At 34.8% G+C, this 15,675-nt stretch carries 10 protein-coding genes; 4 read left to right on the top strand and 6 right to left on the bottom strand.

Annotated features, from left to right (window positions below; translation table 11 throughout):
• Positions 1-326 precede the first annotated feature (326 nt).
• Positions 327-1,073: a creatininase family protein gene (locus tag F6K54_RS24235; protein ID WP_293083029.1), complete on the bottom strand. Its 747-nt coding sequence runs from the start codon at positions 1,071-1,073 to the stop codon at positions 327-329.
• 273 nt (positions 1,074-1,346) lie between these two features.
• Positions 1,347-1,655, bottom strand: coding sequence for a hypothetical protein (locus F6K54_RS24240; protein ID WP_293083032.1), 309 nt, complete (start codon positions 1,653-1,655; stop codon positions 1,347-1,349).
• 591 nt (positions 1,656-2,246) lie between these two features.
• Between F6K54_RS24240 and F6K54_RS24245 the strand changes: the two genes are divergently transcribed.
• Complete coding sequence (locus F6K54_RS24245; protein ID WP_202219704.1) at positions 2,247-2,420, top strand: hypothetical protein; 174 nt, start codon at positions 2,247-2,249, stop codon at positions 2,418-2,420.
• 89 nt (positions 2,421-2,509) lie between these two features.
• Positions 2,510-3,250: a winged helix-turn-helix domain-containing protein gene (locus F6K54_RS24250; protein WP_293083039.1), complete on the top strand. Its 741-nt coding sequence runs from the start codon at positions 2,510-2,512 to the stop codon at positions 3,248-3,250.
• An 825-nt stretch (positions 3,251-4,075) separates the two neighbouring features.
• Here the strand turns inward: F6K54_RS24250 and F6K54_RS24255 are convergent.
• The 3 genes from F6K54_RS24255 to F6K54_RS24265 all read right to left on the bottom strand — a co-directional run bounded on the left by F6K54_RS24255 (position 4,076) and on the right by F6K54_RS24265 (position 9,606).
• Positions 4,076-5,347 (bottom strand): exonuclease SbcCD subunit D, encoded by a 1,272-nt coding sequence (locus F6K54_RS24255; protein WP_293083042.1) that lies wholly within the window; start codon positions 5,345-5,347, stop codon positions 4,076-4,078.
• Between the two features lie 832 nt (positions 5,348-6,179).
• Positions 6,180-6,692 (bottom strand): hypothetical protein, encoded by a 513-nt coding sequence (locus F6K54_RS24260; RefSeq protein ID WP_293083045.1) that lies wholly within the window; start codon positions 6,690-6,692, stop codon positions 6,180-6,182.
• A gap of 1,285 nt (positions 6,693-7,977) precedes the next feature.
• Entirely contained in the window at positions 7,978-9,606 is a 1,629-nt protein-coding gene (locus tag F6K54_RS24265) for a peptide chain release factor 3 (RefSeq protein WP_293083048.1), read from the bottom strand.
• Positions 9,607-9,942: 336 nt separating this feature from the next.
• On the opposite strand from F6K54_RS24265, the gene F6K54_RS24270 reads away from it, so the two are divergent.
• The gene (locus F6K54_RS24270) at positions 9,943-12,651 is read left to right on the top strand and encodes a PAS domain S-box protein (protein WP_293083051.1); all 2,709 of its coding nucleotides are present in this window, start codon (positions 9,943-9,945) and stop codon (positions 12,649-12,651) included.
• A 929-nt stretch (positions 12,652-13,580) separates the two neighbouring features.
• Entirely contained in the window at positions 13,581-14,054 is a 474-nt protein-coding gene (locus tag F6K54_RS24275; protein WP_366558227.1) for a DUF4870 domain-containing protein, read from the top strand.
• 503 nt (positions 14,055-14,557) lie between these two features.
• Here F6K54_RS24275 and F6K54_RS24280 read toward each other — a convergent pair.
• Positions 14,558-15,025, bottom strand: coding sequence for a Crp/Fnr family transcriptional regulator (locus F6K54_RS24280; RefSeq protein ID WP_293083054.1), 468 nt, complete (start codon positions 15,023-15,025; stop codon positions 14,558-14,560).
• Positions 15,026-15,675 lie beyond the last annotated feature (650 nt).

Raw genomic sequence — 15,675 nt, forward strand, 5'->3', positions numbered from 1 at the left:
AACTATGCACCTAAAATACTAACTTTTTGAGTGTTTTAGACTGAAACAGGTGTACTTTTTTAGACCCTAAAAAGGCTAAAACCAATATCAGTCAATGCTTTGATATTTAATCAGCAAACCCTAATTATTCAACCGGACATGATATTACCTGTTCTGATAAATAATGAGGATTGAATCAAAGGATTTTTTTTCTTCTCTTGGTCTAATGGATATGGCGCAGGTTTCGGAGCCATCGCACCCTACGGGAAGCTACGAAGATCGACCGCTAATGCTGAAAAACTGTTCTTCCTTTTTCCTTCTTCCTTCTTCCTTCTTTCTTCTTCCTTCTAATCACTATTAATAAATTGCAAGTAAGAATTACTCAGTTCCTTTACTGCCAACTCATAAAATTGCTTACCATGTTCAGGCGTAGCTAATGCAGGGTTTGAACCCATCCGACCATCTGGATATCGGTAACGAAAATTAGCGGCACCATATATTGGATAACCACTAGCTACATCCTCTGAAAGTGGTGCTACTTTAATAGCTTCTGGGTAAACATACTGAGTTAAAGCTACTTCACTAGGTGTAGCGTGAGAACCTTCCTCATCGCCATATAATTCTTTAGCTAATTTATAAACTGAGCTACACATAAACCAGTTTCCTACCTTGCACTTGACCAACTCCCCATTGGCAATATTTAGATCGGCCAAATGAGCATAAGTTTCTGAGAAGGCAGCCTTCAGAGTCGCAATATTTCCTCCATGGCCATTGATCAAGAAAAATTTGGTAAACCCAGACCTAGTTAAACAAACTATATAGTCACGAATTACTTGAATCATCGTACTAGGCCGCAGACTGATGGTACCTGGGAAACCAGTATGATGTAATGCCATACCTACATTAATCGTCGGTCCGACTAATGCCTCTGCTGTTTCTCCCACACCCTTAGATATAACTTCTGCACAAATAGCATCTGTGCCAATTAATCCTGTAGGTCCATGCTGCTCGGTAGAACCTATTGGCAGAATAATACCTTGAGATTGACTCAGATAAGTTTCGACTTCAGACCAAGTACTTAATTGTAGTAACATTTTTTAATTATTTATACTTTTGATATTAAATATAAGTAGGAAAATTAATCTAACTTTAAATAGGGATTAACCTTTTAACTAGCTATAAGCTATTAGCACTTCAACTATCAGCCTAAAAAGGTAGTGTAGCCGATAATAGTATTTGGCAAGAAGAGCATTCCGGAACGGAAAAGCTTGGGTTGTTTGTCCCCGACTTCTAGCTCATTCCCTTTCAATGGCGGAATGCTTTGCGCGTTTGCAAAGCTGACTGCTGAAGTGCTGAAATGCTGAATGCTAAATATACCCTAAATTTCTCAATCTTGACATTTCAATGGTTAAAAACTGTTCCGGAACAAAAAGGGGATGTTTGACTCCTAAATTTCTCAATCTTGACATTTCAATGGTGAAAAACTGTTCCGGAACACAAAAGGGATGTTTGACTCCTAAATTTCTCAATCTTGACATTTCAATGGTGAAAAACTGTTCCGGAACACAAAAGGGATGTTTGACTCCTAAATTTCTCAATCTTGACATTTCAATGATGAAAAACTGTTCCGGAACACAAAAGGGATGTTTGACTCCTAAATTTCTCAATCTTGACATTTCAATGGTGAAAAACTGTTCCGGAACAAAAAGGGGGATGTTTGACTCCTAAATTTCTCAATCTTGACATTTCAATGGTGAAAAACTGTTCCGGAACACAAAAGGGATGTTTGACTCCTAAATTTCTCAATCTTGACATTTCAATGATGAAAAACTGTTCCGGAACAAAAAGGGGGATGTTTGACTCCTAAATTTCTCAATCTTGACATTTCAATGGTGAAAAACTGTTCCGGAACAGAAATGGGGATGTTTGACTCCTAAATTTCTCAATCTTGACATTTCAATGGTGAAAAACTGTTCCGGAACAAAAAGGGGATGTTTTACCCCTCCTATCGGAGCTATAAGTCAGCAAACGGCCGAAAGCTTGCCCATAACTATCGTTAACGCCCCTGCAGATTGTGTATAATTTGATATGCGTGCGTAAGTGCTGTATATGTACCAATTTTTCGGCTGATGATAGCTAGAGCCTGTCATTAAAAAATAATTTAACCTTTTGATAACCTTAAGTTAACTTTTGTTTAACTTATTAGACATAATATAAGGACATCCAAGTTTTGTATCCAGCACAACAATGCAATATGGAAGTGGGCAATGCTTACTAACTTGATACTTTTCCCGAGAAACAACCAATGGCCTGACTACAGAGCAGGCCCCGCTATTTCTACTATTAGTATAGCAACAGCAATATTTCAAAGTCAGAATGCGTTGTATCAATGGATAAAAAATCCAGTGCTTTTAGCTGTTGGATGGTTGAACATTAATTAAGTTAATTAGCTACAAAATTAGCGATCGCCTAAATTTTCACCTCAGGCAATATTAATGATTTACTGTCAAATACATCAAAAGCGATATTTATGTTTTCCCCCGATCTAAGCGAAAGTCTTTTAAAGTCTGGCGTGAGAATAACTAGCAAAGTTTTGCTATTAGAATCTGAAGAGCTATTTCGGGATATGTTAGCCTTAGCTCTAGAAGAACAAAGTTGCGAAGTAGTTATTGCTCCAGACGGACGTAGTGTAATTCCCACAGTTCAGAATTATTCATCCATTGAAAGTGAACCTTCTTTCAATCTTCTAATTCTTGACTCAATTAATGGTCTAGACATATGCAGGATGTTAAGGCATCAAGGCAATTCAATACCAATTATGATTTTAGGGGCAAGAGGCAGTGCGAATAATTGTGCTTTTTATTTAGAAGCTGGAGCAGATGATTATTTGACTAAACCTTTTGGGATGCGGGAATTTATGGCTCGTTGTCGGTCTCTGATGCGTCGCCAACGTCTAGGTAAACTGCCTCAACCAATTATGCTTCAGTATAAGGATATAGCTCTTTATCCAGAAGAGTGTCGAGTAACTGTTAGAGGTGAAGAAGTGAAAATTTCCCCCAAGCAATTTCGCTTACTTGAGCTATTTATGAGTTATCCACGCAGAGTTTGGTCTCGTGAACAATTGTTAGAACAAGTTTGGGGGCCAGATTTTATTGGGGATAGTAAAACTGTTGATGTTCATATTCGTTGGTTACGAGAAAAATTAGAGTTAAATCCTAGTAAACCAGAGTATGTTGTTACAGTTAGAGGTTTTGGATATCGATTTGGTTAATTTAAGCATTCAGCTATCAGCAGTCAGCTATCAGCAATTAGTAATGAATAATTAGGGTTTGCGCTCAAAAGTCTTTTAGTAGGGCTAGGAGACAGGAGACAGGAGACAGGAGACAGGAAGAACAGGGAATGAGCGAGGAGATAGTAGGAAGAATCGTCCCTTAATTTTTCTGCCCAACTCTTGACCAAAATCCGCTCCTAATTGAACCATTACCACCTAAAACCTCGCACTTTTTGATAGTTAAAAAGGCTAAAACCTTTATTTGTAAATACTTTTAGATTTAATCAGCAAGCCCTAATTATTTGAATAACTGAGAATTGTTTAGTTAGAAGATTATTTGATGATTTTTTCTAACTCCAATTTTCAGTTGTATAGCAGAAGGAAGAAGGAAGAAATAAGAAGGAAAAAATATTGTGTTTAAGCTTTTGATGCATCCTCACTCTTTGCTTTGACTGCTATATCGCAATTAACCTTCAGCTTTAGAAGCTATTTCAACAATTATTAATTAGGGTTTGCGTATGGAAAGTCTTTTTGCTGGGGTAGGAGACAACCCACCCCTAACCCCTCCCAGGAGGGGGAGACAGGAGACAGGAGAAAAGGGAATGAGCGAGGAAGTTAGGAGCTAAGTTTTGTCCCTGAATTTTTTTGCCCAACTATGCGCCTAAAATACTAACTTTTTGAGCGTGAAGAGCTGAAAATCAGGTACTTTTTTCGACCCCAAAAAGGCTAAAATCTTTATATTTCAATGCTTTTAGATTTAATCAGCAAGCCCTAATTATTAATTATTAATTATTAATTATTAATTATTAATTATTAATTATAGAGCTATTTGCTAAATAAACTTAACTGACTCTCTGAATTTTCTGCCGATAAATCTACTCCATCTGATAGTAATTTAGCAGCAGCTTCTAACATTTCTTCCTGAATATCTTGAATATCTTCCCTGCTTTCTAAATAAGTTTTTAATGCTTTTAACGGATCGATACTATTACCTTTTGCCAATTCTGGTAAACGGGGTCTTGCTAATTGACTGACTAATTCTGGTTGAATAGTATAAGTATGTGCCTCACTTAAAGCTTGATGTAATACTCCATTTTCAATCAAATCTAACTGCTCGGAACGTAACTGATAAATTAACCGCACCACAGCATCTTTTATCTGAGTTTTACTAATAGCTTTTAACAATTCAACTTGTGGATTTTCTGCTTCGGAAACATTAACTTTAATAGTATAAAAATTTCGCACAGGCAAAGAACAAAATTCCCATTTAACTGCACCTTTTTCTAGTTCAAGCAAAACAAAACCTTTCTCTTCTTTCTCTTCACTAAAATCTACTCTTTCAATACTTCCCGGATAAATAATTGGTGGGTTATTAGACTTATTCAAATTTTGATGTTTATGAACATGACCTAAAGCTACATAATCAAAACAATCACGATTTAACAAAGAAACAGGAATATTAAAACCCTTACCTACAGCTAAAAAACGTTCTGCACCTAAACTTGCCCTATCTGCCATTAAATGAGCTAAAAGTACCGTCGGAATTTCTGGGTTTAATTGGCGAATTTCTGATTCTAATACTAACTTCAATTTTTCAATTAATAACTCATTAACTTTACCCATAGATAAACTTTCAGTCTCAGATTTGGTCATCAAACTAGAAGCAGTTAACCAAGGCAAAGTAATAATCTGAATAGCACCACTTTTAGTTTGAATATTGTGAGTTTCTATGCGATCGCCTACTACAACTCCGGGTACTCCTAAAGTACTATAAATACCTAAACTTGCCCCTCCTTGGCCCTGGGAATGTTGGTCGTGATTTCCTACTAATAATACTGTGGGAATTTGAGCATCTACTAAACGACGTAATTCACGAGAAAAAGCTTGTTTTATGTATGGCGCGGGAGTAGCATCTGGGAAAGCATCTCCACCGAATAATACTAAATCGACTGGTTTAGAAATTGCTCTATCTATACAACGTTTTAGACTGGAAATAAAGTCTTCTAGGCGAGTGTTTAAACCTGTTTCTGGGTTGATGCGTCCGTGGGAAAAACCACTACCTATATGAATGTCTGAAAGATGGATTATTTTTATCATTTTGTTGTGGTTTTGTTTGTTTTAGGGAGTAGTAATTTGGGAAATAAGAAAGGCAAAACACGGATTTTTGGCACGGATTCACGGATGATTAGATGAAACATTTTGTTTGAGAGAATAAGGAGTAGTAATTCGGGAAACTAAGGAAGGCAAAACACGGATTTTTGACATGGATTCACGGATGATTTAGATGGAACATTGAATATAAAAAACCTTAAGTTGACTAAGCATTCAGCTATCAGCAATATGAAAAAAATTGATGGTTTTCTAGTGACTATAAATGTAGGTAAAGCTCCTGAAAGTCAAAAGCTTTCCAAGATGAAAATATTTCTGGTATTGCTCCTGAGACAACTTTGTGAATGTATAAGCAAACTTAGTTGAATAAAAAATCATGCGTATAGGCGAACAACCCCATTTAACTCTTAGAATATCACAATTTTTGTGAAAATGGTAGTGACAATCTTTTGACCCGCTGATTTTTTTAGGAGCTTTTGAGAATGTAAATGTTCGTAATTCTGTATTGTCTAAGTTTTTAGAGATACCTTCAGAGGTTCTATATAACCTCTCTCACGACTTGGAAGTACACCTATTTTTATTTCTATTATATTGCCTATTCCTACTTAAGTTTTTCCTAAAATCTAGAATTTTATACCTCACACTTTTTAGGAATTACTATATAAAAATTCTAAATATATTTCAGTATTTTTTATTCAGGGTTTGGTCTGCAAAACTAAGAGAAAATGGGATTTGAAAACCAAACCCCTAGACTCTTTTTTTCACGAATCATTTCATCTTGCTATATAGAATTTTTCACTATTCATTGAGATACAGAATTCTAAATTCTAGGCAATACAGATTTACGCCATTTGATGGCATCTTCTATTAATCTTGGCTTTATTGTTATGAAATCAATACTAACTGGAATTCCTTCTTTTGCTTGCTTAACTGTTTGATTAGCAAAATGTGAAATCTCGGTGATTTTTAATAGTCCGTTTAAAGTACACTCTTTTTGATTTTGAAAGTCTAGGTCGCTACTGGCACAATCAAATAAGTAATCAACAACAATATGAATAGCTAATGCACGGATTAAGTTTTGTTTTGCTTCAGAATTTGGTAGTGATAAAATTAATTTTTTAGCCTTGTTCAATTCTTTTTGATATTCAGGATGGTTGCCGAAGGTCGAAGCATTTTCTGCGTAATATAATGCTTTAGCAGCTAGATTTTCTGGTGTCTTTTTTTGAACCAATATATTAGGTGTTATAGAAGCAGTAAAGGCAATGGCAATCATTGAATTATTCAGTATGAGAATGGGTAATATAGCGACAGCTAATGCTATTTTACTAATCATTGTTTGGTAAATTAGTCAGATTTTTTTATTTATTCTAGTTTATTTTCATAGGCGATCGCCTACAATAAAATTAAACTTGTATAATCAGAAATTACACATTTCTCCATTGTTAACGCTATTGATTGCGACATAGGCAACAGAGAGCAGAAATTAGTTTGACCTCAGACTCACTTTTTAGTGCTTCAGAAAATGAAATGACTATTGCCACATACGCAACAGAGAGCAGAAATTAGTTTTGCTTCAGACTCACTTTTTAGTGCTTCAGAAAATGAAATGACTATTGCGACATAGGCAACACAGAGCAGAAATTAGTTTTGCTTCAGACTCACTTTTTAGTGCTTCAGAAAATGAAATGACTATTGCCACATAGGCAACAGAGAGCAGAAATTAGTTTTACTTCAAACTCACTTTTTAGTGCTTCAGAAAATGAAATGACTATTGCCACATAGGCAACAGAGAGCAGAAATTAGTTTTGCTTCAAACTCACTTTTTAGTGCTTCAGAAAATGAAATGACTATTGCCACATACGCAACAGAGAGCAGAAATTAGTTTTACTTCAAACTCACTTTTGAGTGCTTCAGAAAATGAAATGACTATTGCCACATACGCAACAGAGAGCAGAAATTAGTTTTACTTCAAACTCACTTTTGAGTGCTTCAGAAAATGAAATGACTATTGCCACATACGCAACAGAGAGCAGAAATTAGTTTTACTTCAAACTCACTTTTGAGTGCTTCAGAAAATGAAATGACTATTGCCACATACGCAACAGAGAGCAGAAATTAGTTTGACCTCAGACTCACTTTTTAGTGCTTCAGAAAATGAAATGACTATTGCGACATAGGCAACAGAGAGCAGAAATTAGTTTGACCTCAGACTCACTTTTTAGTGCTTCAGAAAATGAAATGACTATTGCCACATACGCAACACAGAGCAGAAATTAGTTTGACCTCAGACTCACTTTTTAGTGCTTCAGAAAATGAAATGACTATTGCCACATACGCAACACAGAGCAGAAATTAGTTTTGCTTCAAACTCACTTTTTAGTGCTTCAGGAGATGAAATGATTATTGCGACATTCAATTCCTTATTTCTGATTACTTTTTCCCTCCTTCCTTGAATTATTTTAACAAAATTGAAAATAGGTAGCTATCTATCAAAAATAGAGTTGAAAATTTCCTTTTAATATTGAAGCTCTTCTGCCTTCTGCCTTCTGCCTTCTTCTTTCCTTCTTCCTTCCTTCTTCCTTCCTTCTTCCTTCCTTCTTCCTCCTTCTTTCTTCTGCTTATAAAGACTCCGGTTCCTGACCAGAAACAACTGGTGCTGTAGTATTCAAATTTAACTCTGGATGTTCAGATTCTACCTGTTGACAATTCCACTCATTTTTGAACAATAAAACAGGTCGTCCCCAGCTATCTTTTACAGCCACAGTATTAAATAACCTACCAACTTGTCGCAGTACATCCCAACCAGAATTAACCCAACGCGCCACAGTAAAAGGCAACATTTCCAAATTAGTTTCAACTCCATATTCATTTTGCATTCGGAACTGAACAACCTCCAATTGAAGTTGCCCAACAGCAGCTAAAATAGGGTCTCTTTTTGCCTCATCTGTAGAGTACATAATTTGTACAGCACCCTCCTCTCGTAACTCATTAACTCCTTTGCGAAATTGCTTAAATTTAGAAGGATTAGGATTTCTTAAATAAGCAAATATTTCTGGTGAAAAACAAGGGATACCTTCATACTCTAATTTTTTGCCATTATAAATAGTATCTCCTATAGCAAATACCCCTGGATTATTTAAACCAATTATATCTCCGGGATAAGCAATTTCAATAGAATCTCTATCTTGAGCAAATAACTTTTGCGGGCGAGATAATCGAACTGTTTTACCTGTTCTAGCATGACTAACAGTCATATCTTTTTCAAATCTTCCCGTGCAAACCCGAATAAAAGCCACCCTATCTCGGTGTTTCGGGTCCATATTAGCCTGCAATTTAAACACAAATCCAGTGAAATTTGGATAAGTAGGAGAAACTTCACCTACTGTACTTTTATGAATACCCGGTTTTAGAGCATATTCTAAAAAAGCATCTAAGAATAATTGCACCCCAAAATTAGTCATAGCACTGCCAAAAAATACAGGTGTCATTTCACCTTTATGTATCTCTTCTAAATCTAAATCAGAACCTAATTCTTCCAGCAATTCTATATCTTCTTTAAGTTGATAATAAAGGTCTTGCTCCAGTAATTCTTCGATGCGAGGATCGCCCAAACTTACTACTGTATTTCTTGCAGCTTTACTACCATGAACGCTACGTTCAAACAGATGAATTTGTTTCTTTCTCCTATCAAAAACTCCCTTAAAGCGATCGCCCATACCTATAGGCCAATTGACAGGATATGTTTTTAAACCTAATTCCTTTTCTATTTCATCCAAAAGTTCTAAAGGTTCTCTTCCTGGTCTATCCATCTTATTAAAAAATGTAAAAATGGGTAGTTTTCGCATTTTACATACTTCAAATAATTTGCGAGTTTGAGGTTCTAAACCCTTAGCAGAATCTTCTAACATTACAGCGTTATCTGCTGCAGCTAAAGTTCTATATGTATCTTCACTAAAATCTTGGTGTCCAGGAGTATCTAAGAGGTTAATTTGACAGTTTTGATATTCAAATTGTAAAACAGTTGAGGTAATAGAAATACCCCGTTGTTGTTCCATTTCCATCCAGTCAGAAGTAGCATGACGTTGCGCTCTTTTAGCCTTTACTGCACCAGCTTCGTGAATAGCACCTCCGTACAATAAAAGTTTTTCTGTGAGAGTAGTTTTACCCGCATCAGGATGGGAAATAATCGCAAAATTACGCCGTTTATCTACGGCTGTTTGCAATTCGGTTTCAATTTCAATGGACATTCTTTAGTTTAACTCCTAAAATATGCGTAAAGTTAATTATATTATATACAGCACTTCCCGTTGTTATGAGGTACTTACGTTTATTGTTTTAGGGAACAGGGAATGGGAATAGACAAAAAATATTCCAGATCGTCAGTTTTACCTCATTAGTACGGAGTCTGCTGTATTTTCTATTTATCTAGACTATAATATTGATATATTTATAATAATCATATAATCCATGCTAAAACTACTATATAGATCACCTTAAAATAAAAAACAAATAAATAGAATCAAGGGAATATTAAACAATTTAAAACTAAATAATTAAATGATTTATAAACAGAGGCAAGTTATATGGAGTTTTTATCAAATATTTGGAGTACAGGAAACTATATTCCTCACGGACATTGTTATCTTTGGCAGTCAGGATTAGTATGGCTTCATTTATTATCAGATTTGTTCATTTTCTTAGCTTATTTTTCCATCCCTATTTCTTTAATTTATTTCATTCAGAAGCGACAGAATGTACCTTATCCAGAAATATTTTTCTTGTTTAGTGCATTTATTATTGCCTGTGGAATGACTCACTTCATAGCAATTTGGACTCTCTGGTATCCCGTCTATTGGCTATCAGGTTTAATTAAAGCAATAACTGCAGTAATATCAGTATTAACAGCAGTTACATTAGCACCATTAATACCCAAGTTATTAGAACTTTCTATTCTTGCAGAACTAGAGGCAATTAACAATAAATTAAAGTTAGAAATTAAGAGTAGAATAAAAGTCCAGGAAGAATTACAACTATCTCAACAAAAACTGCAATTAATTATTAATACTATTCCACAATCAATTTTTTGGAAGAATCAAGATTTAATCTATCAAGGTTGTAATTATACTTTTGCCAAGAAAGCTGGTCTTAAATCACCATTAGAAATAGTTGGCAAGACAGATTATGATTTATTTTGGACTCAAGAAGAAGCTGAACATTATCGTAAAACAGACCAACAAGTCATAGATTATAATACTCCTTTATACCAAAGAATTGAAACTCAACAAACTTTGCAAGGTCAACAAATATGGGTAGAGACAAATAAAGTTCCCCTTCAGAATCAAGGAGGTGAAATAATCGGTATTCTTGGCACTTCTGAAGATATTACCGAACGTATTAAAGCACAAGAAAAATTAAATGAGCAACAAAAGACTTTAAGAGCAATTCTTGATAATGCACCAATTTGGATTTGGATGACTAACATCAATGGCAAAATGCAGTTTGTCAATCAAACATTATGTGAAAATCTCGGTATTGCTGAATCCAAGTTTTTCAATGTCGAAAATTACAATCAATTTTTAACAAAAAAAGAAGCTGAAACTATTCATAATTATGATACTATTTACTGGAAAAATGATACAAAATATCATAGTGAAGAAACATTTACTTTTGTTGATAAAAAACAGCATTATTTAGAAATAATGAAAGTTAAAATAAAAGATGATGCCAATGAAGTGTTTGGTATAATCTCTTTAGGTTTAGATGTTACAGACAGTAAGCAAGCTCAACAAAAACTGCTGGAATCAGAGTCTAAATTTCGACAAATTGCTCGCCATGAAGAACTACTTAATCGTTTAGCAAATCAAATTCGTAACTCTCTCGATCTTGATACTATATTAAACACTACAGTCTATCAAGTTCGCACTCTATTCAAAGTAGAACGTTGTCATTTTATTTGGCATCGTTTTGCTAATAGTTTCAATGTAGATAAAACTAACAATAATCAAAATGATTATTGGGAAATTGTCAATGAATCAAAAGTAGAAGAACTTCCTAGTTTACTTGGTAGATATACAACAGAAAAAGTAGGTTCTTGGGCATTCAAATTTTGGCAATTAGAAATTATTAGGGTTGATAATATAAGTCTTGTCTCTGACACAAAAATGCGGGATTTTATACTTCGTCTAGGTCTAATTTCTTTATTGTCCATACCAATTAAAACTCAGTCAGGTCAGATAGGAGTTTTAGTTTGTGGAAATCATACCTCTATTCGTCAATGGCATGATAGTGAGGTAGAACTTTTAAAAGGAGTCACAAACCAATTAGCAATAGCTATCGATCAAGCCGAACTATATAATCATAGTCGAGAAGTTGCCCTTCAAGCTAGAGAACAAGCTCACGAATTATCCAAAACTTTACAAAAATTGCAACAAGCTCAGGCACAACTTATTCAAACTGAAAAAATGTCTTCTTTAGGACAAATAGTCGCTGGTATTGCCCATGAAATTAATAATCCGATTAACTTTATTTCTGCTAACATTAATTATGCTAGTCAGTATACTCAAGACCTACTAAGTTTAATTCATCTCTATCAGAAAAATTATTCTCACCCACCTACAGTTATTCAAGAACAAATAGAAGCTGTAGAACTCGATTTTTTGATTGAAGATTTACCAAAAATTTTGAATTCTATGAAAGTAGGATCTGACCGTATTTATGCCATAATTTTGTCTTTGCGTAATTTTTCTCGCTTAGATGAATCTGAAGTCAAAATTGTAGATATTCACGAAGGAATTGAAAGCACTCTCCTTATTTTAGGAAATAAACTGAGAGAAAAACCAGAGGAACAAGCTATTCAAATCATTAAAAATTATGACTCCTTACCAAACATAGAATGTTATGTTAGTCAGATAAATCAAGTATTTATGAATATTATTTCCAATGCTATTGATGCCTTAGCAGAAAAGCGAAATAAAAGAAGTAAAAAATTAAATACTAATTTAGACACTCAGGAAAATTTACCAACTATTAATATTGCGACAAAAGTTGTATCTTCTGGACAAATAGCAATTATAATTTCTGATAATGGTATGGGTATGACAGAAATAGTTAGTCAGAAAATATTTGACCCATTCTTTACTACAAAACCTGTAGGCAGTGGTACTGGTTTAGGATTATCCGTTAGTTATCAAATTATTGTTGAAAAGCATCAGGGTAAACTCAATTGTATTTCTACACCAAAACAAGGAACAGAATTTTTAATTGAAATTCCTATCCGCCAGAAAACAAAATAAATAGGGTTTGCGCTCAAAAGTCTTTTAGTAGGGGTAGGAGACAACCCACCCCTAGCCCCTCCCAGGAGGGGAGGGGAAGACAGGAGAAACGGGAATTTAGAAGAGGTAGGAGTAAGAATTGTAAGAATGATTTTTCTGCCATAATAGACATCTCCAATAATAAAAAATAAAATCAACTATCGTAAAGAAATTATCAATTCTTTCCCACTACTCCCTACTCCCTACTCCCTACTCCCTCATTTGGAGGAGATGTCTAATCGTCCCAAAATACTAGCATGCATGAGCTTTTTGAGCTGAAAAGCTGGCACTTTTTTAGACCAAAAAATGCGCTCAACCTTTATCTGTCAATGCTTTTAGATTTAATCAGCAAGTCCTAGATATAGCTAAATAAAGAATTGCTTAGGATATAGACTAATGACAAATCTTAGACTAGAAAGTATTTTTCCAACTGTTCCCTATTCCCTATTCCCTATTCCCTGCTATAACAGAGTTATAATTAGGGTTTGCGCTCAAAAGTCTTATGGGTGAGGGTAGGAGACAGGAGACAGGAGACAGGAGACAGGAGAAATGGATCGGGAGCGAGGAGGTAGTAGTTAAGAATTGTCCCAAGATTGTTCTGCACAACTATGCACCTAAAATACGCTCCATGCATGAGCGTGAAGAGCTGAAACAGGCGCACTTTTTTCGGTTCTAAAAAAGGTTAAAACCTTTACCTGTAAATGCTTTGATATTTAATCAGCAAGCCCTAATTAGACTTACAGCACTTTTGAGGATAGTGAGGTACACTTGTAGGACTATTCTTATATTTCCTGTTCCCAGTTAAGTGTTCCCTATTCCCTATTCCCTATTCCCTAGAGCCATAAAACTTTGTACCTCATCAACTAGAAAACTGCTGTAAGTCAATTTCATAACCACTAAATTACTGGCCTATGCCTATTCTTTTTTGGCTTGAAAAAACAAATATCGGTAGGGCGCGGGCTTATGCTAATAATGATCCTTATGAGAGCAAATATTTTTCCCACTGTTCCCTGTTCCCTGCTATATCTAATTTGAATCAGGAGAAATATTTAATGGATGCTGACAAAAGAAAAATTCTATCAGTATTATGTCATGGAGCAATTTTCTTGAGTACAACTATTGTATCTATAGGGATACCAATAGCTATTTTACTCTTCACTAATGATTCAGTTGTCAAAACTAATGCTAAAGAATCTTGGAATTTTCATATTAACATTTATATTTACGCTATTATATTTAGTATATTAATCCCGTTGCTTATTGGCATTCCTTTATTAGTTTTGTTAGCAATTATTAGTTTTGTTATGCCAATTATTGCCATTCTCAATGTAATGAATAATCCTAATAAACCTTATCGTTATCCATTTATTTTTCGTCTATTCTAGTCATTATTTTCGATATTTACCGAAAAATTGTGTTCTAAAGCCTCCCCTTTTAAGGGGATAAAAAAGAGAATATTCCTTATTTCAATCCCAATGCTTTCCTAGGTCATGCTTCGCAAACAACTAGAGGTACTGATAACTGATAACTGATAACTGAAATGACATTCCCTGTCTAGCTTGTATACTATAGCACTACAAGAATTGGTTAGGGCATCTTTATAATTCTATTCCCAATTCCCTATTTCCTATTCCCAATTCCCTATTTCCTATTCCCAATTCCCAATTCCCAATTCCCTATTCCCAATTCCCTATTTCCTATTCCCAATTCCCAATTCCCTATTCCCAATTCCCTATTCCCTATTTCCAATTCCCAATTCCCTATTCCCTATTTCCAATTCCCAATTCCCTATTCCCTATTCCCTAGCGCTACGCGCAGAATAAATAGTATGCTAAAAACTATGTTGGTTTTGCTTAGACAAAACCAATTTACTGAATATTTTGGTGAACTAACGAAACTCGGCTACCTTAGTATTAGCCATATTATTTTCTCTGGCATTAAGTTTTTGATTAAGTTCACGAATACGACGAGACAACAAACGAATAATATTAATAGCAATATCCGGTGTTTCATCAATTGCATCATAAAGTTGCATTTGAGTTAACATCAAACACTCACAAATTTCTAAAGTAGTTACAGAAGCAGAACGAGGTTCAGCATCAAACAAAGACATTTCACCAAAACAAGCTCCTTGTTCTAACCTTGCTAACTCCCGGTCTGCCAAATGAACTTTAACTTTACCAGATACCACGATATAAAGAGACCTTCCCTCTTGCCCTTCAGTAAAAATACTATGACTATTAGGAAAAGATAGCTCATCCATAACAGAAGCTAAACGTACTAAGAAATCATCTCTTAATTCTCTAAAAATTGGCACAGCTCTAATAAATAAAAGACGCTCTACACTTGTCAGCATAACGTTTACACCCTTCCCTTTGATGAATAAACAAATTTAATAATCATGTTTTATTGAGCAAATTTTAATGTTTAATAATGTTTAGATAACATTTGATAGATGACCTGGTATTTATTTAGTTTACACTATTCCATAATTAAAATTAATCATATCAATAGACTTTTTGCATAAGTAATATTATGTCCGGTTGAACAGTTATAAAATAAATAACAATGGAGGACTCAGGAGTCAGGAGGGAAAAAAGAAGAAGGAAGGAGGAAGAACAGGAGAAAAAAGAGAAAGTTTCTTTATCACTAATTATCCGGACATGATATAACTTCCCTATTCCCTATTCCCTCTTTTGGAGGAGATGTCTATTTAGGGTTTGCTGATTAAATCTCAAATAATTACCAGATAAAGGTTTTAGATTTTTTAGGTATTGAAAAAGTACATGGTTTTCAGCTCTTCATGCTCAAAAAGTTAGCATTTTTAGCGCATAGTTGGGCAAAAAAATTCTCCCCTACTTCCCTACTCCCCTACTCCCCTCCTGGGAGGGGGAGGGGCCTCACAAGGGTAGGTTTTTTACATAAGATGCTAGTGGAGGTGAGACTTGGAGGACAAGGAGGGAAAGTAGACAAGGAAGAAAGAAGTTTTTGTATATTACGAAGTAT

The sequence above is a fragment of the Okeania sp. SIO3B5 genome (genome assembly GCF_010692555.1).
GTDB lineage: Bacteria > Cyanobacteriota > Cyanobacteriia > Cyanobacteriales > Microcoleaceae > Okeania.